The organism is Palleniella muris (genome assembly GCF_004792655.1).
Taxonomy (GTDB): Bacteria; Bacteroidota; Bacteroidia; order Bacteroidales; family Bacteroidaceae; genus Prevotella; species Prevotella muris_A.
In genome coordinates this window covers 13,429-33,795 of the sequence record NZ_SRZC01000014.1, presented here as the reverse complement: position 1 = coordinate 33,795, position 20,367 = coordinate 13,429, and the positions used below count along the sequence as shown (strand labels likewise).

Sequence of the window (20,367 nt, the reverse complement as noted above, 5' to 3'; positions counted from 1 at the left end):
CATAATTTCATTAACCTAAAACCAGAAACTATTATGAAGAAAAAACTACTCATGCTTTGGGCATTTCTTCTACCTTTTGTAGGTGGCAGTATGTCTGCACAAGAAGTGACATTGGACTTCACTACAAATGGTTGGGAGCTCCCAGAAAAAGCCAATCAAGGAAAAGCTCAGCAAACATTCACTAATGGCACTTACAGTATTACATTGGAAGCTGCATCAAGTGGTTATTACTACAACACAGATGGTTATCTGATGCTCGGAAAGAAAGATGCCACACTCACATTCCCTGCATTTAATTTCGATGTTGAAAAAATAGAGGTTGTTGGCAGAACTGGAGCTTCTGGTTCAACCATGCAAAACATCTATGTAGGCGAAACAGCTGTAAGTACAGAAACTAAAGGCTCGGTAGCAACCAACACCTACGAGATAGATGCCAACTATCAAACAGCAGGTAACATCTATGTGTTGAAAGTGACCTCTAGTCACAACACCCAAATTACTACAATCAACATCTACAAGAAGGCTGCTGCCGGAGATGTTGCAGCTCCATCCATTACAGGCGATGCAACAGATTTTGGAAAAGCAACAGTAACATTGGCTTGCGCAACAGACGGTGCATCTATATACTACACAACAAACGGTGACGAGCCAACAGCAGAAAGCAAACTTTATACAGAACCATTCGAGGTAACAGCCACAACTACTGTAAAGGCAATCGCCATCAAAGATGAAAAAGCAAGTTCTGTCATCTCAAAAGAAATCGTTGTTAATCCAATCATTACAACAGTTGCAGAACTTAATGCCGTTGCCGACAAGACAGCATTCCGCTTTGACGGTGAAGCTCTTGTGGTTGCAAAGCAGACAAAGTCTGGTAAGAATGGACCACAGAACTATGTGTATATCAAGGACGCTACAGGTGCAAGCCTTGTATATGACAATGGTGGCGAGAAGACTGCTGATATCCTTGTAGGCAAGACTATCAATGGCGGCTGGACAGGTAAGGTTGATGTATAAAACAAACTGTTTGAGGCTGTACCAGACGCAGCACTTACAGTAAAGGAAGGTGACGCTGTTGAGGTAACTTACGAAGAAGCAGCTTTGGCTGATGTCAAGGCAGAGAACATGAACAAGGTCGTTACTCTTAAGGGAGTGACATACACAGTTCCGGACGAAAAGAACAATTTCACTATTGCCAAAGGCGAGGAGAATGTTGCCGGATACAACCAGTTCGCCATTGAAATCGCTGCTCCTGCAGAAGGCAAGACATACGACATCGTTGGTGTAATAAGCGTATACAACGATAACATACAGTTCCAGCCAATCACCATCACTCGTACTCCTGAAATCATAGCAGCAACTATCGAGCCGACAGAAGGCGACATCGCAGCAGCGGTGGCAGCAAAGAAAGCAGAGATTGAAGCAGCAGGTGACAAGATTGGTGACATCACTATCAATCTTGCAAAGGATGCAGCATACACTCTTGGTTCTTCTATCGAAACAGCAGGAAGCCTTATCATCAACGGTAATGGTGCAACAGTCAACGCTGCAGCAAATGCAGCAGCACTCATATCTCTGACAGGTGGTAAAGCCGGAGAGAACGATTACCTGATGATTGACCAAGTCAAGATTGACGGCGTGACAATCAAGGGCATCAAGAGTTCTGTACTCTATGACAACAACGTGAAGATTTGTCTTGTTGACCTTACTGTCAACAACTCTGTACTTGAATTTGCTACAGAAGCTGTTGACAATGAAGCACTCATCTCATTCAAGGCAGGTGGCGCAAAGGACATCAACATCACTAACTCAACATTCTACGGAAACAATGCTGTTGCTAAGTATTTCGTACGTTACAACAACTTTGCACGCCTTGACCGTTATGGATTCGATACAGCGACAGAACTCATGGTGATGAACTATCAGAACAACACATTCCATGGTCTTCTCAAAGCTGATGGACAATGGGGCAACTACAGTGCAATTTCAGGACAGAAGTATGTAAAGTTTGATATTAAGAACAACATTTGGTACAACTGCGGCAATGACATCATCCGCCGTATGGCAGGTGGCCGCTTTAACGGCAGCAACCCTATGGAGTTCGCTAACAACACATATTTCAACGAAGGCGTTGACAAGTCTGAAAGCGAAGCCAGTTATGACAAGAGCGGTTCTATCCTTACAACCGACCCTTCATTCAAAGATGCAGCCAACGGTGACTTCACTATCGGTGCAAGCACACAGCAGGCTAAGCTCAAGACCGGTGACCCACGTTGGCTTGTTCCTTATGTAGAGACAGGCATCTCTGACATCACAACAGAGGATGACATCAACGCTCCTGCATACAACCTCGCAGGTCAGCGCGTGACAAACAGCACTAAGGGCATTATCATCAAGAACGGCAAGAAGTACATTGTAAAATAAGTCATAAAGCATAGTCTGCTTTAACGACAATCATAACAAGAGACTACCCGAAAATGGGTAGTCTCTTTCTTTTATCCTAAAAATAAGTTAAAATACAGGTTCTCAATGTTGAGAAATACTATGCTCGTACGTTTATATAAGTGTAAGCGTCGTACGAACTTAAACAATCAATAAGAACAAACAACATTAATACAGACATCCATGAACATAATCAAACAAACACTATGCCTTGCAGCAGCATTGACATTCTCTGCATTCATTCCTCAAACTGTGGACAACTACGCTGTGGCAACAGCAGCCCGTTCCAATGACATGACAGAAACAAAAATTCCTGTTGGCAATTTCACGGAAGTGACACTGATAGGCCATTACAAAGTAATCTACACACAAGGCAAATCATGCCAGGTAACGATAAGAGCACCAAGAAACACTGACATTATGCAAGACATCAGTGCAGAAGTCAAAAAAGGCGCACTTACTGTTAGCACAAAACAAATCGCCGGTGTCAGAGTAATCAACAACAACCGAAGGGATTCCATTACAGTATATGTCACCTCGCCTACACTGACAAAAGCTTCACTAATCGGCAGCGGAGACTTCATCGCCAATAAACCCATCGACGCAGACAGATTGCAGATTGTACTCCACGGCAGTGGCGATATAAAGTTCAATACAATCAACTGCAACAGCATCAATGCAAGCCTTAACGGCAGTGGAGACATTTCAATGAAAAAAGTGGAGACCGGCACGAAAGCCATCATCACGCTTAACGGCTCAGGAGATTTCGACATAGACTGCCTTACAGCTGTCAATGCCGGCGTTTCTCTCAATGGTTCAGGAGACTTGAACCTCAAAAACCTCGAATGCAGCAATGCAAGCATCAATCTCAACGGTGTCGGTGACATGAAGGTTGCAGCCGTAACGACACAGAATGCAAGCGCAAGACTGCACGGCAGCGGCAACCTTTCCATTCATCTCCAGGAATGCGACAACCTTGACACCGGCATGACAGGAACAGGTGACATAACCCTGTCCGGCACAACAAACACTTACCGCAAAACAAAAAGCAAAATGGGAGACATCCATGACAGCAGACTGAAATACAACAAAATCGTTGATTCCCAAAGCTACAAGAGCTCCAAAACCACAAAAACTCCCCATTCTCCCGGAAAGATTGAGGCACAGCCATAAACAGAAAACAAGGAACATCCCACAGCAGCTCACACTGACAACACTTACACAAAAGGAACAATCAACAAGCATGAACCAAAAAGAGTTTGAGAAGATAGCAGGCGTCCTGCGACAAGAAGCATTGAAGACAAGCATGCACATCCTGCATGCCAACGATGCTGACGATGTCGCACAAGACACTATGCTGAAACTGTGGGCTATACACAATGACCTTCATGACAAGGAACATGCCATAAGACTTACGGCAACCGTCGCAAAACATCTCACCATCGACACTCTGCGCCATACCCAACGCACCTCAACCCTTATGGTAACAATGGAAAAGCACACCGGAGAGGACACCACGGAATGGCAACCACCTGACACAAAAGCCATATCTCCACACCGCAAACTGGAAATCAAGGAGGACGAACAATGGCTGCTTGAACGCATTTCAGCACTGCCTAACAGAGAAATGCAGGTGATGAGGATGAGGCAGACAGAAATGAAGTCCAATGATGAGATAGCGGCACTCATGGGCATAACCACTGCCTCCGTGGCGACAATGCTGTCATCTGCCCGAAGAAAGATATTCGAAGAACTTAAAAAGCGTAACCGACAATGAAGGTAACCGACAAAAACATAGCACTGTTCCTACAGAAATACATGGACGGACTGACATCTGTCGACGAGGAACGCATGCTTGCTGATTACTTCAGGAAGCATGGTGACAAGCCCGCTCCTGAAGGCATTGATGGCGAAGACTGGCAAGTGTACAGGGAAATGTTCGCCATGTTTGAACCCAAACTGCAAGCAAGACACAATTATGTCCGACACCTCATTGCTGCCTCCGCCACCATCCTGCTTGCTTTCGGAGCATACTTATGGCTTAATAACAGCAATAACCCGATGCAGCCAATCCCCGATCAATCCTTCACCGCCATTGCAGAGCAAGATGACAGCACCAATGTGGAAATCCCGGAAGATACGTTGAACATTGAAATAGCTCCTGCTTCACCACCGGCTGCAAAACCAAATACACGAAAGAAGATAAACATCAACCGCTATCGCGACACTCCCCCACCTCCACGCTACTATATGGCACAGGCATCCGCACCGGCTGACAGCGCCGATGCCATTGACCTTGAAGAGGCAGCACGCCAGGCGGACTTGCTGATGAAAGCCGTCTATGTGCAACAGCAAATCGACCTCTACGACATCATGAGCCAATATGCTGCCATTGCAAACATAGACTACATGAGCGAAGAAGAAGAGGTCTACTACTAACAACCATATATACACAAACAATCATCATTACATATATGAAACAGATTACAATACTGACAGCACTGATGCTGATAACGGCCAACGCCATTGCACAAAACAATGTCAAACGAACAATGGAGGCGTTAATCAATAATTCGAATGTCAAGAAGGTCATGACGAGCAACTATGACGACAGTGACAAAGGAGGCTCAATAACAACCTACTGTTACTTCACCGAACTGTACTTTACAAAAGACCAGCAGCGGATGATAAACCGATTGGAAGATGCATTCGAGCAAGACGCTGCCAAAGGCTACAAATACATCCATCAGACTCCTGAGATTAAGGCAGAGAAGTCCAATGTCGTCTATGGTCCGAACTTCAAGTACAATGTCGCCTTCTGCACAAGACCAACCCACAACTATCGCCTGCTGTTCGTCAATGACGAGAACAATGCCACCAAACGCTATGTCTATGCCATGGTTTGGTACAAAGAAGGCAAGGGCACACGATGTCTGCTCTACCGCATCTACGGCGACAACCCTGCAAAAGTGACAAAACTGCCTGCCATAGCAGAAAACATCGTACCCCCAACTCCTCCCATCACCTCGTCAACAATGACTATCCTTGATGAGAACGGCATACGCATCATTACGAACAAGGACGAGAACGGAAAGGTCATCAGCACCATAAAGACCACAAAAGACGCAAACGGTATTGCCATCGGCACAAGTGCCATACACCGCTTCGGCAACCTCCGCATCGCATTCCTCGAGGCTATCAAGAACCAGGATCAGAAATCCTTGCAGACAGGCATCGTCATGAACATAGTGGAACTATGCAAGAAACATAGCAATGAGTTCAGCCAGAACGAGCGCAACACCTGCAAGACAAGCATTAACGAAATGCAGAACATCATGAAAAAGACAAACCCTGACACGTTCCTCAACGGAATGCTTGACGAGGCCTATCAGTCTTTAGGCAGATAAAACGAAACCTGAATACCTTTCCCACAGGACAACCATTGGGCAACCAATCGGGAAAAATAATTTTCTTCTCAACCCGTCTGCTGACGACAGCCCGCGGGACACGCTTTTCATAAATAAGCAAGTGGGCATCGCCGCCCTTTCTCTACAGACCGTAAGCAACGGCATCGCCCACTTGCACCTTTATCATTACCAATCAATCATGAACAAATCATTCATATCCGCCCTGCTGATTCTATGTACATTGCCATGCACAGCACAGACAACCAACAAGGCAAAACAGAGCACAACAGACACACTCGGCGTACATTCAAACGTAGAACTCGGCGAGGTGGTGGTGAAATCCCAACGCCAACTGATAAAAAACGAGATTGACCGCACGACCTACAATGTGCAGGCTGACGAGGAATCCAAGGTCAAAACCGTAATGGACATGCTCCGCAAGGTGCCACTTGTCACCGTCGACGGACAGGACAACATACAGGTCAACGGCTCTTCCGACTTCAAAATCTTCAAGAACGGCAGACCTGACCCTACAATGACCAAGAACCCGAAAGAGGTTCTCAAAGCCATGCCGGCAACAATGGTTAAGCGCATTGAGGTCATCACCGAACCGGGAGCACGCTATGACGCAGAGGGAATCTCCGCCATTCTCAACATTGTCATGATGGACAACAGCCGCTTCGGTGGCATTGTCGGTTCGGTAAGCACAGGAATGAATGACCATTACGACCCGCATGCCAACGGATACATCACAGCCCAGACCGGCAAACTCATCCTTTCCGCCAACTACGGCTACCAGCATCAGGGCGAAGCCATGTCCTCTTCCACCTCCGAAAGTGAGACTTACTACAAGGACAGCGGCAACACTATGCACGACACAAGCCGTAGCAACAACAAAGGTGATATCCATTATGGCAACCTCGAAGCAAGCCTTGACCTCGACACGCTGAACCTTCTCACGCTCTCCGTCAGCGGTTTCGCCTACGACATCGGTGTCAACAGCTTCGGCAACCACCGCATGTCCGACCCTCTTGGCAACACACTCTATGCCTATGACGCCCGGACATGGTCAAACGGAGGCTTCCGCTACCTCGATTTCTCGACACGTTTCGACTACCAGCACAAGACACACGTGAAGGACGAAGTGCTGACTTTCTCCTATCTCATGTCACTGGAAAACAACAAGAGCCCGCTCTCTTACGAATACAGCAACGCCATAAACCTCCCTGTCAGCTATACAGGCTACGACAATTTCAGCAAGCAGAAATTTGCCGAACACACTTTCCAGCTCGATTGGGTGCGTCCGTTTGCGAAACACCATAAGTTTGAGACCGGCGCGAAATACATCTTCCGCCGTAACAAGAGCGACAATTCACAGACATTCTACGGAAATACGCCGCCCACATCCACCCTCTTCAACCACGACACACATGTCGCAGCACTCTATCTGCAATATCTCCTGCACCTCGGAAGGTGGTCTGCCATGGCAGGACTGCGCTACGAATACAGCCGTGTCAGCGCGGATTATCCGGACGGAAGTGCCGAAGGTTTCTCCAAGAACATCTCCGACCTTGTGCCGTCGGCAACAGTAAAGTACAAGATTTCCGACTCTGACAACATCAAACTGAGCTATTCCGCAGGCATCAGCCGACCGGGAATAAGCTACCTGAACCCTGCTGTCACGGAGAGCGTGACGAACATTTCCTATGGCAACAGCAGCCTTAACAGCTCACGCAGGCATACTCTCGGACTGACCTACCAGCACACAGGAGCCAAATTCACATACAACGTAGCACCGTTCCTCCGCTACTGCAACAGTGGCATAGGCGGCATAAAGTACACCGACGGTGACAAAATCGTCAGCACTTATGCCAACAACCTGAAATCCATTGCCTACGGAACAAGGCTCTATGTGCAGTGGACAATCATCGACGGCACAAGTTTCAACATCAACGGGCAGGTCGGAAAGAACATCCATGAGAACGAGAACATGCAGCTGAAGATAAGCAAATGGTCAGCCTACTACTATGGCAACCTGCGGCAGAAGCTGCCTTGGAAACTATTCTTCGCACTGGGTGGTGGCGGAAACGTAGGCAAATCACCGAACAGTGTCTATGGATATTACTCCTCAAACTACAATTACTACTACCTTTCCCTGCAACGCTCATTCCTGAAGGACGACCGCCTGACGGTGAACCTCTCGGCCAACAACCCGTTCGGAAGCAAGTACAGTGACTTCAAGTCGTATGTCACTCAGGGCGATTATCTCTCCGAAAGCCACAATTACGGTCCACGCCGCAGCTGCCGCCTGTCTCTCAGCTACCGTTTCGGCAAGTTGAATGCCAGCGTGAAGAAGGCTGACCGCTCCATCAGCAATGACGATGTCGAGGGCGGAGTAAGCAAGAAATAATCCTTCTCCCCTATTACAAAAGACTCCGTCCCATAACGATATGCCACGTTATGGGACGGAGTCTTTCTTGTGATTTTTCTGTCTGAGTTTTCTAATGTTTTTTCAATCACAAGGTGAGAAATAACGCTTTTTTTGCCTGAAAATATGCTTTCACAACGTAAAAGATAACATTTTACAGTGAAAACGGTAACCTTTCACAATGCAGAACGATACGAAAAACACTGCAATTCGTTACCGTTTAGCATGTTTTTGGTAACTAATTGCAGTGTCTTTATGCATAATTTGTTCTGCTCAAAATTATAAATAATTGATTCACAACTACATAACAAAACGCAAAATTCATGCGATTTTCTTGACTTTTCTTCTTGAATTTATTTCTACGCGATTCTCAGAGGGCAAAAATGTGGTGAGTTTTCTAATTCTCGCAATTACCTTAAAGTTTCCGTTCCGTCTGCTCCTCACGCCAATTTACAAGGTAGAGATGCTCCGTGGCACGCGTGAACGCCGTGTACAGCCAATGTATGTAGGACGGTGAAAGCATGTCATCGGTCATGTACCCTTGGTCGACATAGACATGCGCCCATTGCCCACCCTGCGCCTTATGGCAAGTGACGGCATAGGCATACTTTATCTGCAAGGCATTGAAATGCTTGTCCTGCTTCAATGCCTTGAACTTATCCTGCTTGCGTGACATGTCCGCATAATCCTCAAACACACCGTTAAAGAGCGTCTCCTGCTGCTCACAGGTCAGTGCGGGAGCCTCACTCTGCAAGGTGTCAAGCACTGTTGTCGCCTGAATCTCCAGCCCGTCATAGTCAGGAAACTCCAGCCAGACATCGGCAAAACGGAAGCCGAAAAGTTCGCGAGTGTTCCTTACGCGCCGCACCACGCAACGGTCGCCATTGGCAAGGAACGGCGGCAGACTGTCATTCTCCGCCTCTTCCTTTCCCATTTCGGCTTTTATGGTCTCCGTCCAGAAATAGTTGTTCTTCACAATCATCACCGAATCGCCGGACGACAACTCTTCCTCACGGTCAAGCACTTGGTTCCTTATGCCGAGATTGTAGACATTGGCGCGCTTGTTGCTACGTGTTATGACTATCGTCTCGTCCATTCCCACACGGCTGTAGCTCGACCCAAGCGAGTCTATCAGCTCATTTCCGGGACAGACTGTTATGTCGGCAAAGCCGTCAAACCTTATCTTCGGCAGCTCGGTCATGTCATCATGAGTGATAAGGTTGCGCAGCATCGTGGCGTTCCACAGTATGCCCGACTCCTGCGATTGGCGCAGCACCTCCGTCAAGTCGTAATCGTAGACCGTCAGACCGTAGCCTGCAATGTAGTCAGAAACCAGTGCAGGAGCCTCCTCACAACCGACAGGCGGTAGCTGTGCAGTGTCGCCTATGAGGACAAGGCGGCAGTTCCTGCCCGAATAGACATAGCGCACAAGGTCGTCAAGCAGGTTGCCTGCCCCGAATGCTCCGCTCACTCCAAACTCCGAAGTGTTGATCATCGAAGACTCATCGACCATGAAGATTGTGTCCGTATGCATGTTTTCGGCAAGCGTGAACGCATCAGACATGTACGCCCTCTGCCGGTAAATCTTGCGGTGGATGGTGTAAGCGTGAAGCCCTGTGCCGTCGAGTCCTTGTTCAAAAACCTTTGCTGCACGACCTGTGGGAGCAAGGAGCACAACCTTCTGCTTCATTGCGGTCATGGCGCGTACTATGGCGCGGGCGACACTTGTCTTGCCCGTACCGGCAGAGCCACGCAGCAACATTGCCACATCGGTACTCGCATCAGTCATGAAACGGCTGAAGACCGCCACCGCCATGCCCTGCCCCGCCGTCGGCGAGAAAGGCAGGCGGCTTTCTATCCGGTATGCCCATTCTTGTTCAATCATGATTGCAAAATTACTTAAAATTTATCACTATACCAAAAATTCATGAGTATTCTTGTGTCATTTGTGGCTAAAAATAAGTACCTTTGCATTTATGAAGCAACCACGAACAATCATACGCATCGGACAACAGTCCCTCGCATTCATGTCTCCGGAAGGCACTTATGAGCCTTACACCGTGAAGAGCGGCATGTCCATGGCTGCCAATCTGCGCGAGGCTTTCCGTGACAGTGAGACACTGACGAATGCAGGCGACAGGGTGCAGGTCCTTATCGATGCCAACATATTGCTCATTCCGATGGAGGAATACGATGAGAGCCTGACAGAAATCTTTTACAACCATACTTTCCCGGAAAGCACGACAGCCAACGGACTGAACATCAGTTCCGGCAGGGCTATCGTCAGTCATGTCATGCCGGAGCTCAACTGTGTAGCCGTTTTCGCCATGAACAAGGACTTGAAGATGGTCATCAGCGACCATTTCAGTGACGTTCGCATAGCACCGCTGCTTGCACCGGTATGGCAGCATCTGCACCAGCGCAGCTATGTAGGACAGACAAAGAAGCTGTTTGCGTACTTCCACGACCGCCGTTTGGCTGTGTTCGGGTTCAACAAAAACCGCTTCCGGTTCATGAACGAGTTCCGGGCGACATCAGTAACCGATGCGGCTTATTTCATACTTTATGTATGGCAGCAGCTTGCAATGAACAACAAGAAGGACGAACTCTACATCGTTGGTGACATGCAGGAACCGGATGCGCTGCGCGAAGAGCTGCGGAAGTATGTCAGCAACGTGTTCCCTATCAACCCGTCTGCGGAATTCAACCGTGCTCCGGTGACAAAGATTCCGAACGTGGCGTATGACATCGTGACATTTTCCATGAACGCTTAGGAGACAGAGACAATGAGAATAATAACAGGAATTTACAAAGGCAGGAGGTTTGACATTCCTCGCACGTTCAAGGCACGGCCTACAACGGATTTTGCAAAGGAGAACATCTTCAATGTCATTCAAGGCTATCTTGACCTTGACGGCGCACTCGCACTTGACCTTTTCGCCGGCACGGGAAGCATTTCTTTGGAGCTTATTTCAAGAGGATGCCGCCAAGTGGTGAGCGTGGAGGCAGACCGCGACCATGCTAATTTCATACGCCAGTGCCTGCAAAAATTGGACACTGACGCGTGCAACCTTGTGCGTGGCGATTCGTTCCGCTTCCTCAAGTCATGCCGCCAGCAGTTTGATTTCATCTTTGCCGACCCTCCTTATGCGTTGAAGGAACTGCCTGAGATTCCTGACCTTGTGCTTGGCAAAGGGATTCTTGCCGAGGGCGGAATCTTCGTTTTTGAGCATGGGAAGCAGTATGATTTCTCCGACCATCCGCGTTTCATGGAACACCGCTCCTACGGCAGTGTGAATTTTACGCTGTTCAGATAGCCTGCAAGCCAATAATGTCAATATTGTCAGTACTGTCAGTATTGTCGATAATGTTTATCCAGCATATTCCCGATGATTGACAACATTACAACTGCCAAGATTCTTGAAGCGGCAGACATCGTCGATGTCGTGTCAGAGTTTGTCACACTGCGTAAGGCAGGCGCGAACTACAAGGGGCTGTGCCCTTTCCATGATGACAAGACGCCGTCGTTCTCGGTGTCGCCTGCACGCAATTACTGCCACTGTTTCTCATGCGGCAAGGGAGGCACACCGGTGGGATTCATCATGGAGCATGAGCAGATGACTTACCCCGAGGCACTGCGCTGGCTGGCAAAGAAATACCATATTGAGATAAAGGAGCGCGAACTCACCAACGAAGAGAAACTTCAGGAGAGTGAACGCGAATCGATGTTCATTGTCAATGAATGGACGGCAAAATACTATCATGACATCCTGCACAATGATGCCGACGGCAGGGCAGTAGGCATGCAGTACTTCCGCTCGCGAGGATTCCGTGACGACATAATAGAGAAATTCCGCCTGGGCTTCGCCCTCCCTGACCGCCGGGCTATGCCACGTGAAGCCATAGCAAAAGGTTACAAGGCGCAATTCCTGTTAAAAACAGGACTGTGCTACTCCAAAAACAACGACAATAATCCGGGCAAAGAGACTGACCCGGAATCACTTGTCGACCGTTTTGCAGGCAGGGCGATATTCCCATGGATAGGAATGAGCGGCAAAGTCGTCGCTTTCGGCGGCAGAAAACTTGACAAGGAGACAAAGGGAGTACAACAGAAATATGTCAATTCGCCGGACTCTGACATTTATCACAAAGACCATGAGCTTTACGGTATCTATCAGGCTAAGAAGCAGATAAGCAAGGAGGACCGTGTGTTCATGGTGGAAGGTTACACGGATGTTATCTCCATGCACCAGTGTGGCATAGAGAACGTTGTGGCAAACTCCGGCACGGCGCTGTCCATCCATCAGATTCACATGCTTCACCGCCTTACAAAGAACATCGTACTGCTCTACGACGGTGACGCTGCAGGTATCAAAGCGGCAATGCGAGGTACAGACATGTTGCTCTCCGAGGGCATGAACATCAAGGTACTCGCCCTCCCTGACGGCGACGACCCTGACTCTTTTGCAAAGAAACATACACCGGAGGAGTTCAGAAAATATGTCGAAGAGAACCAAACAGACTTCATCCAGTTCAAGACAGATGTGCTGATGAAGGACGCAACAGACCCTGTGAGGCGTTCTGATGTCATCTCCTCTATAATAAAGAGTGTCTCCGTCATCCCTGATCCGATTATCCGTGCGGCATATCTTCAGGACTGTGCGACACGACTCCGTATGGATGAGAAGACCTTGCTCACAAAGATGAACAGGTTTATCAGTGACGACATCAAGGAGCGTGACAAACGTAGGGAGCGTGAACGGTCTGCCACTGCCCCACAACCGGAGCCGACTCAGAACGTGTCTGTCGGCAATGACTTTCCGCCGGAAGACCTTCCCGACGAGGCTTTCGCCCCGGCTGCACCAAAGGCTACGGTCAAGAAAAGCAGTGTTTCGGAGTCCATCGAACGACTGATAATGCAGGCTGTCGTGCGCCATGGCGACAAGATAATCCTTGACGATGTGGAGACAGAGGACGGTGGCACCATGTCATTGAACGTTGCACAGTTTGTCTACTACAACCTGACATCAGAGGAACTGTCGTTCTCCAACCCTCTCTACAACAGGATGCTGGAGGAAATCATCTGCAACGCGGCACAGGAAGAGTTCCGCTCCTCAACATTTTTCACGAAACATCCTGACATAGAGATAAGCAAGACCGCCACCGATTTGGTCATGGAGCGCTACACCCTGTCAAAAAGCCTTGAACTGAAATACACGAAAGAGGGACTCCGCAGCCATGTCGAAAGACTCCTTTTGGAATTCCGCCGTGACATTGTGGACGCAAGACTGGATGAGCTGCTACAGCAGATAAAGGCTTTCGGCAACGATATGGAGAAGGCTTCTGAACTGCTGACGGAATACAGTGAGCAGAAACAACTGTCTGCCGCCATAGCGAAACAGCTCGGCAACAACATCAGATAACCAACACTCTGACAAATGTCACAAATTGTTTCATACATAGAAGACACAATAACAATATGGATAATAAAAGAACATCAGTGATTATCGCTGACGCTGAATACATTGACAGTGTGGCTTTCAACCTCATTGTCAACTTCGAAAGAATGATAGGTCGCCACATTCCACAGGCGGATATGGCGCAATGGGTGGAATGCATAGCCATGGACGGCGGCGTGCGTCGTGTTGCCGAAGTGGACGGAGAACAGAAAAATAAAGACATTCCCGAATGCAGTGTCATCCTTGTTCATGACAAAAAGAATGACGAAATGAACAATTTCAACCCGGGAAAGTTCACCACCGAGCTTAACAACCAGGCTTTCAAGGGCGACCTCGGAGAGTTTGTCTTCAACGCTGTGGGTGCTGAAGAGGGCACGGAAACCATGTCAAAATATGACATTCTCACAGACATCCTTGCCGCAATGGTCGACGAACCGCAGGTGAAAAACATCATGGTCATCCCAAACCTTGATTCAAACGACAACGGAGTGATGGAGCGTCTGCTGCCAGTCCTTCGCCATATCGACCGCGAGTGTCCTGAAAAGCGAGTGACATTGTTTGCCATGCAGCCACTCAGCGGTGTCCCTTGCCGCACGGAAATCCTTGGCTACTCCCTTATGGCAGCCCTCGGAATACGCGCCGATGAGATAAAAGACTGACTGTCTGCATATACAATGACCGGCAAGTACTATCCACTTAAGTACTTGCCGGTCAATTATTTTACCCGATATAGTTCAAGAAAGCATCAACTTGCTGTGCCAAAGCCTCTTCCTGTTCTTGTGCCAGAATCATGTTGCCATGAGTCCATGCCTCAACTCCCAGCACGATTCCGGTCTGCGGTTCCCTCATAACATCCGCATTGATGAACGGCAATGTCAGAAGCTCCGTCAGCCTTGCACGGCAGTTGGCAGTAGCCATCCCACCGCCGGCACCGCTCAATGCCACTTTCTTCTTGTTTATGGCAAGCGGAGAAGTGTGGTCATCTGCAGCAATAGGACGTGAAAGCCAGTCGATGAGGTTCTTCAGATGACCGGGATAACCGGAATTGTATTCCGGCGAGAATATCCATAATCCGTCAGCCTCCGCTATCTTTCTGCGAATCTCAGCAACAACTTCCGGAACCGGAAACTCTATGTCCTGGTTCATCATTGGCAGCTCTGAATAGTCCAGATACTCCACAACGGCACGTCCGGAAATGAGTTGTTCCACACGGTTTGCAAGTTTTCTGTTGAACGATTCATTACGCAAGGAACCTATTATGAACAATATCTTTTTCATGTTTGCTCTGCTTTTTCATTATTCAGCATAAAGGTGATAAACTATGTTTTTCATCACTTCAGGAATGGGTCAATGACAGCAAGCAAATCTGCCTTTGACATAGCTCCACTCTGACGCCATAGCATTTCACCATTTCTGAACAACATGAGCGTCGGCACTGAACGTATCTGATACTCACCGGCAATGTCACCTTGCTGGTCAACATCCATTTTTATGATACGTATACGGTCACCAAGCACATCCTTAACCTGGTCAAGAATCGGATGCATCATCTTACATGGCTGACACCATGTGGCAAAAAAATCCACCAAAACAAGTTGGTTGCCTGAAATTACGTCTTTGAATGTTTCCATACTCGATAAATTTTAATGTTAATAAAACAATTACATGCCTTGGGTAAATCACATTACCTGTCAGGCTTTGAGTGACTCTTTGTCTGTAGTTCACGGTGCAAAGATACCGCAATTTCCTTGAAACACAACCCTCACTTAAATGAAAATAATATTTTTTTAGGTAAAATAATACGGGTCACATGGAACATTCAACCATGTGACCCGTACGTTATATTATCGTTAAATAAATAGCTATCAACCTTTTACAGCTTGCACTTTACAGCGATTGTTGGATTCCAGTACATCTTTGAATTGTCTGAATAGAAGCCGCTATAGAACTCCATCTCTGTACCGATAGAGATTGGGCATTTCTTAAGTCCCTTGATCGAGTTGAGGTTAAACCACAACTGTGGCTCGGAGATGAACACAAGTTTGCCATGACCGTTAGCCTGCTCGTCACGCCAAAAGTCGAACACACCGGCGAAAGTCAGCGCATCGTGAGCGAAAGTAGTGCTCCATACGCCCGTAAACTGGCAGGATGGGAACGCATGGTTATAAGTGCCTTTGAAGAACTGCTTGTACATGACCTGAAGGGAGAGGGTCTTCTTGTAGTCAGCAGAGTGCATGTTGTAGGCAGCACCAAGGAGAGCAGCCTGCTGATAGCGTGCTGAGAATGACTTCTTGGAGCAGAGACCGCCGTCATACTCGATGTGAGCGGCGAAACCTTTCTTGCCGATGTTGAACTCACGGCTCAACTCAACATACGCTCCGGCAGCACCGTCGTTATAGAAATCCATATCGATGAAATAGAACCATGTTCCAAGTCCGTCGGCAGAAAACTGCTCAAATGTGCCGGTAACCTTAGGACGCTCAGCCTGCTCGTCCGGATAAACATTGCGACCAAAGTCATAGTGAAGCTGGAGATTACCCTGCGCCATACCTGTGATGGCTGAAAGCATCATCAATGATGCCAAAACAATCTTTTTCATTTTTTGTTTGTTAAATACCTATACGTTTATAACGTGAATTATAAAATATGGGTGCAAAATTACAAAAATAATATTAAATGTCGAATAAAAAACACGAAAATGTGCAGTAATTCCGATAAAATTGTTAATTTTGCATGAAAAGGCGCAGGATTGGATTGGCTACACATAAATATTATATATATACGCGCACAAAAAGCAGCCAATGTCAACCGACTAAGATAAAGTAACCATTGAACACATCAAACTACTAATAATTATGAACTACTACGAGATTGGCAAGACAGGCATGAAGGTTTCTGCACTGTCTTTCGGAGCATCATCGCTTGGCAGTGTCTTCCGTGAAACAAAACTGGAAGAGTCTCTTGAAGCTGTATACACAGCAATAGACTGTGGCATGAATTTCATAGATGTCTCTCCATATTATGGGCACTATAAGGCTGAAACCGTGCTCGGACAGGCATTGAAGAACATCCCACGTGACAAATATTACCTTTCTACAAAGGTCGGAAGATACGGCGTAGACGGAAAGAACACATGGGATTATTCGGCAGAGCGTGTCACACGCAGTGTCTATGAAAGTCTGGAGCGACTGAACATCAACCATATCGACCTCATCAATGTACACGACATAGAGTTCCAGGGCGACCTTCCGGGCGGCTTGCAGAAGATTGTCGACGAGACTCTCCCTGCACTTGTGAAGCTGCGCGATGAGGGTGTTGTAGGTCATGTCGGCATAACAGACCTGCAGCCGGAGAACATCAAGTGGGTCATCGAGCACTGTCCGGAAGGCACAGTGGAGGCAACATTGTGCTTCTGCCACTATTCCCTGAACGATGAATTGCTGAACGACTACTTTGATTTCTTTGAAAAGCATAATGTCGGCATAATCAACGCCTCTCCTTTGTCCATGGGACTCCTCTCCTCACGTGGCGTTCCGGCATGGCATCCTGCACCAAAGTCGCTTGTGGATGCTTGCCAAAAGGCTGTCGCTCATGTCAATGAGAAAGGCTATCCTATCGAGAAACTCGCCATACAGTATGCTATCAGCAACCCTCGCATAGCAACAACACTGTTCTCTTCCGCCAACCCTGCGAACGTGAAGAAGAACTGGGAGTATGCCGAGGCTCCAATCGATTGGGAGCTTGTCAAGGAGGTTCAGGACATCATTGGTGACCAGATGCGTGTAAGATGGAAAAATTCATAAGTGAGGCAGAATGCCGTGAGCGGTACTATAAGTCCGGCAATATGCAGGTTATCATCGATGCACATTCCCATTTGTGGCTTTGGCAGCATACTGTTGTCAACGGCAAACGGATAGAACAGTTGCCGAACGGCAGGAGTTCGTTCATGGGCAATGAGGTGCAGATGATGAATCCATGGATGCGGGACAACTACAATTCTGCCGAGAAGTTCCTTGCCAACATGGACTTTGCACAAGTTGGTGGAGCGGTTGTGACACAGGAGTTCATCGACGGACTGCAGAATGACTATCTCGAGTATGTCGGCAGACGGTGGCAGGACAGGTTCTTCGTGTTCGGAATGTGTGAGTTCCGCAAGCCAGGCTTCCTGATTGAAGTACAGGTTCTTCTGCGCCGTGGATTCAAAGGCATAAAGATTCCGGCGGCAAGACTGGTTGATGACCATATCAACATACGGTTTGACACGGAGGAGTTCATGCAGATGTTCCGACTCATGGAGGAAAATGGCATGATTCTTGCTATCGAACTTGGTGAGGGAGCATGCCAAAACGAGCAGTTGGAGACTGTCATCAAGGAATGCCCGAACCTTAAAATCGTTCTCGGACATTTCTGCATGGTCAACCGAAAAGACTGGCAGAAGCAGATGGCGCTGTGCTCCCATGAGAATGTCTATACTGACATGGGAGGCATAACGTGGCTGTTCAACGATGAGTACTACCCATATCCTTCCGCCATAAGTGCCGTAAAGGAGGCTGCGGACTTGGTAGGCATGGAGAAAATCCTGTGGGGTTCGGACTATCCGCGTACCATTTCAAACATCACATACCGACAGTCATACGACTGGATATTGAAATCCACGGAGCTGACCGACACAGACAAGCGCATGGTTCTCGGCGAAAATGCCAAGAAAGTGTACGGATTTGAAAGCATACCGGTGTTGCCGTACATCCCAAGCATGAGTGAGTAGCACAACAATAACAAACACTCAACCAATATATTACAATAACATCAAACAACAAAGACATAAAGATAAAAAGATGAAAGCAATTCAGATTCCGGGACTTCAGCAAATGGCTGTTGTCGAACTGCCGAAGCCGGAGGCAAAGGCAGGTGAGGTACTTCTCAAAATGGAGTATGTAGGTTTTTGCGGTTCAGACTTGAACACATTCCTCGGCCGTAACACTATGGCAAAAGAAAATGTAATTCCGGGCCACGAGATAGGTGCTGTAATAGAAGCTGTCGGTGAGGGCTGCCCTGACACACTGCAGCCGGGCATGGTCGTGACCGTCAATCCATATACCAACTGTGGTCACTGTGCGTCCTGCCGTAACGGGCGTGTAAACGCGTGCCAGCACAATGAGACTCTCGGCGTTCAGCGCGACGGAGCAATGCGCGAGTACATGGCACTCCCTTGGCAGAAGATTATTCCCGTAAAAGGTGTTAACACTCGCGACGCCGCTCTCATAGAACCGATGTCAGTAGGTTTCCACGCTGTCGACCGTGGTCAGGTGACAGACATCGACACTGTTGTCGTGTTCGGCTGCGGCATGGTAGGACTCGGCGCCGTTGTGCGTGCCGTGCAACGTGGTGCGACAGTGATTGCCGTTGACCTTTCTGCCGAGAAACTACAGATTGCCAAGGACCTTGGCGCAAAGTACGGCATAAACTCCAAGGAGGAGAACCTCCTCGAGAAAGTCATGGAGTACACCGACGGCTACGGTGCTGACTGCGTAATCGAGGCGGTAGGATCCCCTATCACCTACACAGCTGCCATCGACATCGTCAGCTTCACAGGCCGTGTGGTCTGCATCGGCTATGCAAAGAGCGGCGTGGAGTTCCAGACAAAGTACTTCGTACAGAAGGAGTTGGACATCCGCGGCTCACGTAACGCCAACCCAAGTGATTTCCGTGCAGTGCAGAAATATCTGGAGAACGCCAGCATTCCGATGGACCGCTTTGTGTCAGGAGTCTACACTCCGGAGACCGCAAAGGATGGCATGGAGGCATGGGCAGCAGCACCGGCACAGGTGTTCCGCATCCTCGTAGACTTCAGATAACACCACCCACATTACGGAGAAAAAGGAGAATCCCCCTCAACAATATGGATTTCCCCTTTTTCTCTTCAGATATTATCCGTAATTTCGCAACCACAAAGAAGGTTACGTATAGATTGCGGAGACGGTTACGGTCGTCGTTAACATCAAAGGCGGACGGAGTCTGTCAAGGCAAAAAAGACAGAAAAGTTATGAAAAAGATTACATTCCTTGCATTGTCAGTCCTTGTTCTGATAAGCAGTTGCAGCTCCTACACAGCTACAGGAGCCGGTTTCGGCGGAGTCATAGGCTCAGCTATCGGAGGTATTGCCGGTGGCTACCACGGTCGTGATGTGGGCACACTTGTCGGCATGGCAGCAGGTGCGGCAACCGGTGCTGCCATTGAGAATGCCAAAGAACAGCAGTACAGGAACCGTGTGGCTACGGCTGTGGAGAACGACGGTGTCTATTACGACAGCAACAACAATGGCTACGGCTCTTCTTCACGACGTTACGGCACTCCTAACAATGACGCCAAGTCAAGGCGCATAAAGAGATACCATGACAATGTGGAACGCAGAGGAACCCACAAATCCACCTACTCCACCAAGGAACACTACAACGGACAAAGCAACGGGTTCCACCTTGAGCCTACGGATGACAGACGCCTGACGGAACAGAAAGTTACCACTACGGAGTCGGTGAACGACTCCGGATACTCCAGCACGGCAAAATACGATGACCGTATTGAATTGGAATGACGCATAAAACGAAAAGGTAAAAAGCTGAGGTCATAACCCTCC

The 20,367-nt window shown here is 48.1% G+C and carries 19 protein-coding genes; 15 read left to right on the top strand and 4 right to left on the bottom strand.

Annotated elements, in window-relative coordinates; all coding sequences use genetic code 11:
* Positions 1 to 33: 33 nt before the first annotated feature.
* The 7 genes from E5358_RS09255 to E5358_RS09225 all read left to right on the top strand — a co-directional run bounded on the left by E5358_RS09255 (position 34) and on the right by E5358_RS09225 (position 8,256).
* Complete coding sequence (locus tag E5358_RS09255) at positions 34 to 1,014, top strand: chitobiase/beta-hexosaminidase C-terminal domain-containing protein (RefSeq protein ID WP_135939910.1); 981 nt, start codon at positions 34 to 36, stop codon at positions 1,012 to 1,014.
* Between the two features lie 84 nt (positions 1,015 to 1,098).
* Positions 1,099 to 2,421, top strand: coding sequence for a DUF5123 domain-containing protein (locus E5358_RS09250; protein WP_135939909.1), 1,323 nt, complete (start codon positions 1,099 to 1,101; stop codon positions 2,419 to 2,421).
* Positions 2,422 to 2,622: 201 nt separating this feature from the next.
* The gene (locus tag E5358_RS09245; RefSeq protein ID WP_135939908.1) at positions 2,623 to 3,612 is read left to right on the top strand and encodes a head GIN domain-containing protein; all 990 of its coding nucleotides are present in this window, start codon (positions 2,623 to 2,625) and stop codon (positions 3,610 to 3,612) included.
* A 70-nt stretch (positions 3,613 to 3,682) separates the two neighbouring features.
* Positions 3,683 to 4,216: an RNA polymerase sigma factor gene (locus E5358_RS09240; RefSeq protein WP_135939907.1), complete on the top strand. Its 534-nt coding sequence runs from the start codon at positions 3,683 to 3,685 to the stop codon at positions 4,214 to 4,216.
* Complete coding sequence (locus tag E5358_RS09235) at positions 4,213 to 4,878, top strand: hypothetical protein (RefSeq protein WP_135939906.1); 666 nt, start codon at positions 4,213 to 4,215, stop codon at positions 4,876 to 4,878. Before E5358_RS09240 ends, E5358_RS09235 begins: the two co-directional genes overlap by 4 nt.
* A gap of 35 nt (positions 4,879 to 4,913) precedes the next feature.
* Positions 4,914 to 5,846 carry a hypothetical protein gene (locus E5358_RS09230; RefSeq protein WP_135939905.1) on the top strand — a complete coding sequence of 311 codons (933 nt, stop codon included), beginning with the start codon at positions 4,914 to 4,916 and terminating at the stop codon, positions 5,844 to 5,846.
* A gap of 199 nt (positions 5,847 to 6,045) precedes the next feature.
* Positions 6,046 to 8,256 carry an outer membrane beta-barrel family protein gene (locus E5358_RS09225; RefSeq protein WP_135939904.1) on the top strand — a complete coding sequence of 737 codons (2,211 nt, stop codon included), beginning with the start codon at positions 6,046 to 6,048 and terminating at the stop codon, positions 8,254 to 8,256.
* Positions 8,257 to 8,689: 433 nt separating this feature from the next.
* Here E5358_RS09225 and E5358_RS09220 read toward each other — a convergent pair whose 3' ends face one another.
* Positions 8,690 to 10,159 (bottom strand): ATP-dependent DNA helicase, encoded by a 1,470-nt coding sequence (locus E5358_RS09220; RefSeq protein ID WP_135939903.1) that lies wholly within the window; start codon positions 10,157 to 10,159, stop codon positions 8,690 to 8,692.
* Between the two features lie 91 nt (positions 10,160 to 10,250).
* Here E5358_RS09220 and E5358_RS09215 point away from each other — a divergent pair, with 91 nt between their 5' ends.
* The 4 genes from E5358_RS09215 (at position 10,251) to E5358_RS09200 (ending at position 14,392) form a co-directional block, all read left to right on the top strand.
* Positions 10,251 to 11,048 carry a DUF3822 family protein gene (locus E5358_RS09215; RefSeq protein ID WP_135939902.1) on the top strand — a complete coding sequence of 266 codons (798 nt, stop codon included), beginning with the start codon at positions 10,251 to 10,253 and terminating at the stop codon, positions 11,046 to 11,048.
* A gap of 12 nt (positions 11,049 to 11,060) precedes the next feature.
* Complete coding sequence (locus E5358_RS09210) at positions 11,061 to 11,591, top strand: RsmD family RNA methyltransferase (protein ID WP_135939901.1); 531 nt, start codon at positions 11,061 to 11,063, stop codon at positions 11,589 to 11,591.
* Between the two features lie 72 nt (positions 11,592 to 11,663).
* Positions 11,664 to 13,697 carry a DNA primase gene (gene dnaG, locus E5358_RS09205; RefSeq protein ID WP_135939900.1) on the top strand — a complete coding sequence of 678 codons (2,034 nt, stop codon included), beginning with the start codon at positions 11,664 to 11,666 and terminating at the stop codon, positions 13,695 to 13,697.
* Positions 13,698 to 13,753: 56 nt separating this feature from the next.
* The gene (locus E5358_RS09200; RefSeq protein WP_135939899.1) at positions 13,754 to 14,392 is read left to right on the top strand and encodes a DUF6621 family protein; all 639 of its coding nucleotides are present in this window, start codon (positions 13,754 to 13,756) and stop codon (positions 14,390 to 14,392) included.
* Between the two features lie 61 nt (positions 14,393 to 14,453).
* Here the strand turns inward: E5358_RS09200 and E5358_RS09195 are convergent, their stop codons facing one another.
* The 3 genes from E5358_RS09195 to E5358_RS09185 form a co-directional block, all read right to left on the bottom strand.
* Positions 14,454 to 15,011, bottom strand: coding sequence for an NADPH-dependent FMN reductase (locus E5358_RS09195; RefSeq protein ID WP_135939898.1), 558 nt, complete (start codon positions 15,009 to 15,011; stop codon positions 14,454 to 14,456).
* 53 nt (positions 15,012 to 15,064) lie between these two features.
* Complete coding sequence (trxA, locus tag E5358_RS09190) at positions 15,065 to 15,364, bottom strand: thioredoxin (RefSeq protein ID WP_135939897.1); 300 nt, start codon at positions 15,362 to 15,364, stop codon at positions 15,065 to 15,067.
* Between the two features lie 242 nt (positions 15,365 to 15,606).
* Positions 15,607 to 16,332, bottom strand: coding sequence for a DUF5020 family protein (locus tag E5358_RS09185; protein ID WP_135939896.1), 726 nt, complete (start codon positions 16,330 to 16,332; stop codon positions 15,607 to 15,609).
* Between the two features lie 256 nt (positions 16,333 to 16,588).
* On the opposite strand from E5358_RS09185, the gene E5358_RS09180 reads away from it, so the two are divergent.
* From E5358_RS09180 to E5358_RS09165, 4 genes are all read left to right on the top strand, one after another.
* Positions 16,589 to 17,536 carry an aldo/keto reductase gene (locus tag E5358_RS09180; RefSeq protein WP_135939895.1) on the top strand — a complete coding sequence of 316 codons (948 nt, stop codon included), beginning with the start codon at positions 16,589 to 16,591 and terminating at the stop codon, positions 17,534 to 17,536.
* 41 nt (positions 17,537 to 17,577) lie between these two features.
* Positions 17,578 to 18,498 carry an amidohydrolase family protein gene (locus tag E5358_RS09175; RefSeq protein ID WP_135939964.1) on the top strand — a complete coding sequence of 307 codons (921 nt, stop codon included), beginning with the start codon at positions 17,578 to 17,580 and terminating at the stop codon, positions 18,496 to 18,498.
* A 70-nt stretch (positions 18,499 to 18,568) separates the two neighbouring features.
* Positions 18,569 to 19,588, top strand: coding sequence for a zinc-binding alcohol dehydrogenase family protein (locus E5358_RS09170; RefSeq protein WP_135939894.1), 1,020 nt, complete (start codon positions 18,569 to 18,571; stop codon positions 19,586 to 19,588).
* Between the two features lie 188 nt (positions 19,589 to 19,776).
* A complete protein-coding gene (locus E5358_RS09165) occupies positions 19,777 to 20,325 on the top strand; it encodes a hypothetical protein (protein WP_135939893.1) in 549 nt (182 codons plus the stop codon).
* The last annotated feature ends 42 nt before the right edge of the window (positions 20,326 to 20,367 follow it).

Coding starts and splice junctions, on each gene's coding strand:
- E5358_RS09255 (WP_135939910.1), top strand. CDS start 34: ATGAAGAAAAAACTACTCATGCTTTGGGCATTTCTTCTACCTTTTGTA.
- E5358_RS09245 (WP_135939908.1), top strand. CDS start 2,623: ATGAACATAATCAAACAAACACTATGCCTTGCAGCAGCATTGACATTC.
- E5358_RS09240 (WP_135939907.1), top strand. CDS start 3,683: ATGAACCAAAAAGAGTTTGAGAAGATAGCAGGCGTCCTGCGACAAGAA.
- E5358_RS09235 (WP_135939906.1), top strand. CDS start 4,213: ATGAAGGTAACCGACAAAAACATAGCACTGTTCCTACAGAAATACATG.
- E5358_RS09230 (WP_135939905.1), top strand. CDS start 4,914: ATGAAACAGATTACAATACTGACAGCACTGATGCTGATAACGGCCAAC.
- E5358_RS09225 (WP_135939904.1), top strand. CDS start 6,046: ATGAACAAATCATTCATATCCGCCCTGCTGATTCTATGTACATTGCCA.
- E5358_RS09220 (WP_135939903.1), bottom strand. CDS start 10,159: ATGATTGAACAAGAATGGGCATACCGGATAGAAAGCCGCCTGCCTTTC.
- E5358_RS09215 (WP_135939902.1), top strand. CDS start 10,251: ATGAAGCAACCACGAACAATCATACGCATCGGACAACAGTCCCTCGCA.
- E5358_RS09210 (WP_135939901.1), top strand. CDS start 11,061: ATGAGAATAATAACAGGAATTTACAAAGGCAGGAGGTTTGACATTCCT.
- dnaG (WP_135939900.1), top strand. CDS start 11,664: ATGATTGACAACATTACAACTGCCAAGATTCTTGAAGCGGCAGACATC.
- E5358_RS09200 (WP_135939899.1), top strand. CDS start 13,754: ATGGATAATAAAAGAACATCAGTGATTATCGCTGACGCTGAATACATT.
- E5358_RS09195 (WP_135939898.1), bottom strand. CDS start 15,011: ATGAAAAAGATATTGTTCATAATAGGTTCCTTGCGTAATGAATCGTTC.
- trxA (WP_135939897.1), bottom strand. CDS start 15,364: ATGGAAACATTCAAAGACGTAATTTCAGGCAACCAACTTGTTTTGGTG.
- E5358_RS09185 (WP_135939896.1), bottom strand. CDS start 16,332: ATGAAAAAGATTGTTTTGGCATCATTGATGATGCTTTCAGCCATCACA.
- E5358_RS09180 (WP_135939895.1), top strand. CDS start 16,589: ATGAACTACTACGAGATTGGCAAGACAGGCATGAAGGTTTCTGCACTG.
- E5358_RS09175 (WP_135939964.1), top strand. CDS start 17,578: ATGCAGGTTATCATCGATGCACATTCCCATTTGTGGCTTTGGCAGCAT.
- E5358_RS09170 (WP_135939894.1), top strand. CDS start 18,569: ATGAAAGCAATTCAGATTCCGGGACTTCAGCAAATGGCTGTTGTCGAA.
- E5358_RS09165 (WP_135939893.1), top strand. CDS start 19,777: ATGAAAAAGATTACATTCCTTGCATTGTCAGTCCTTGTTCTGATAAGC.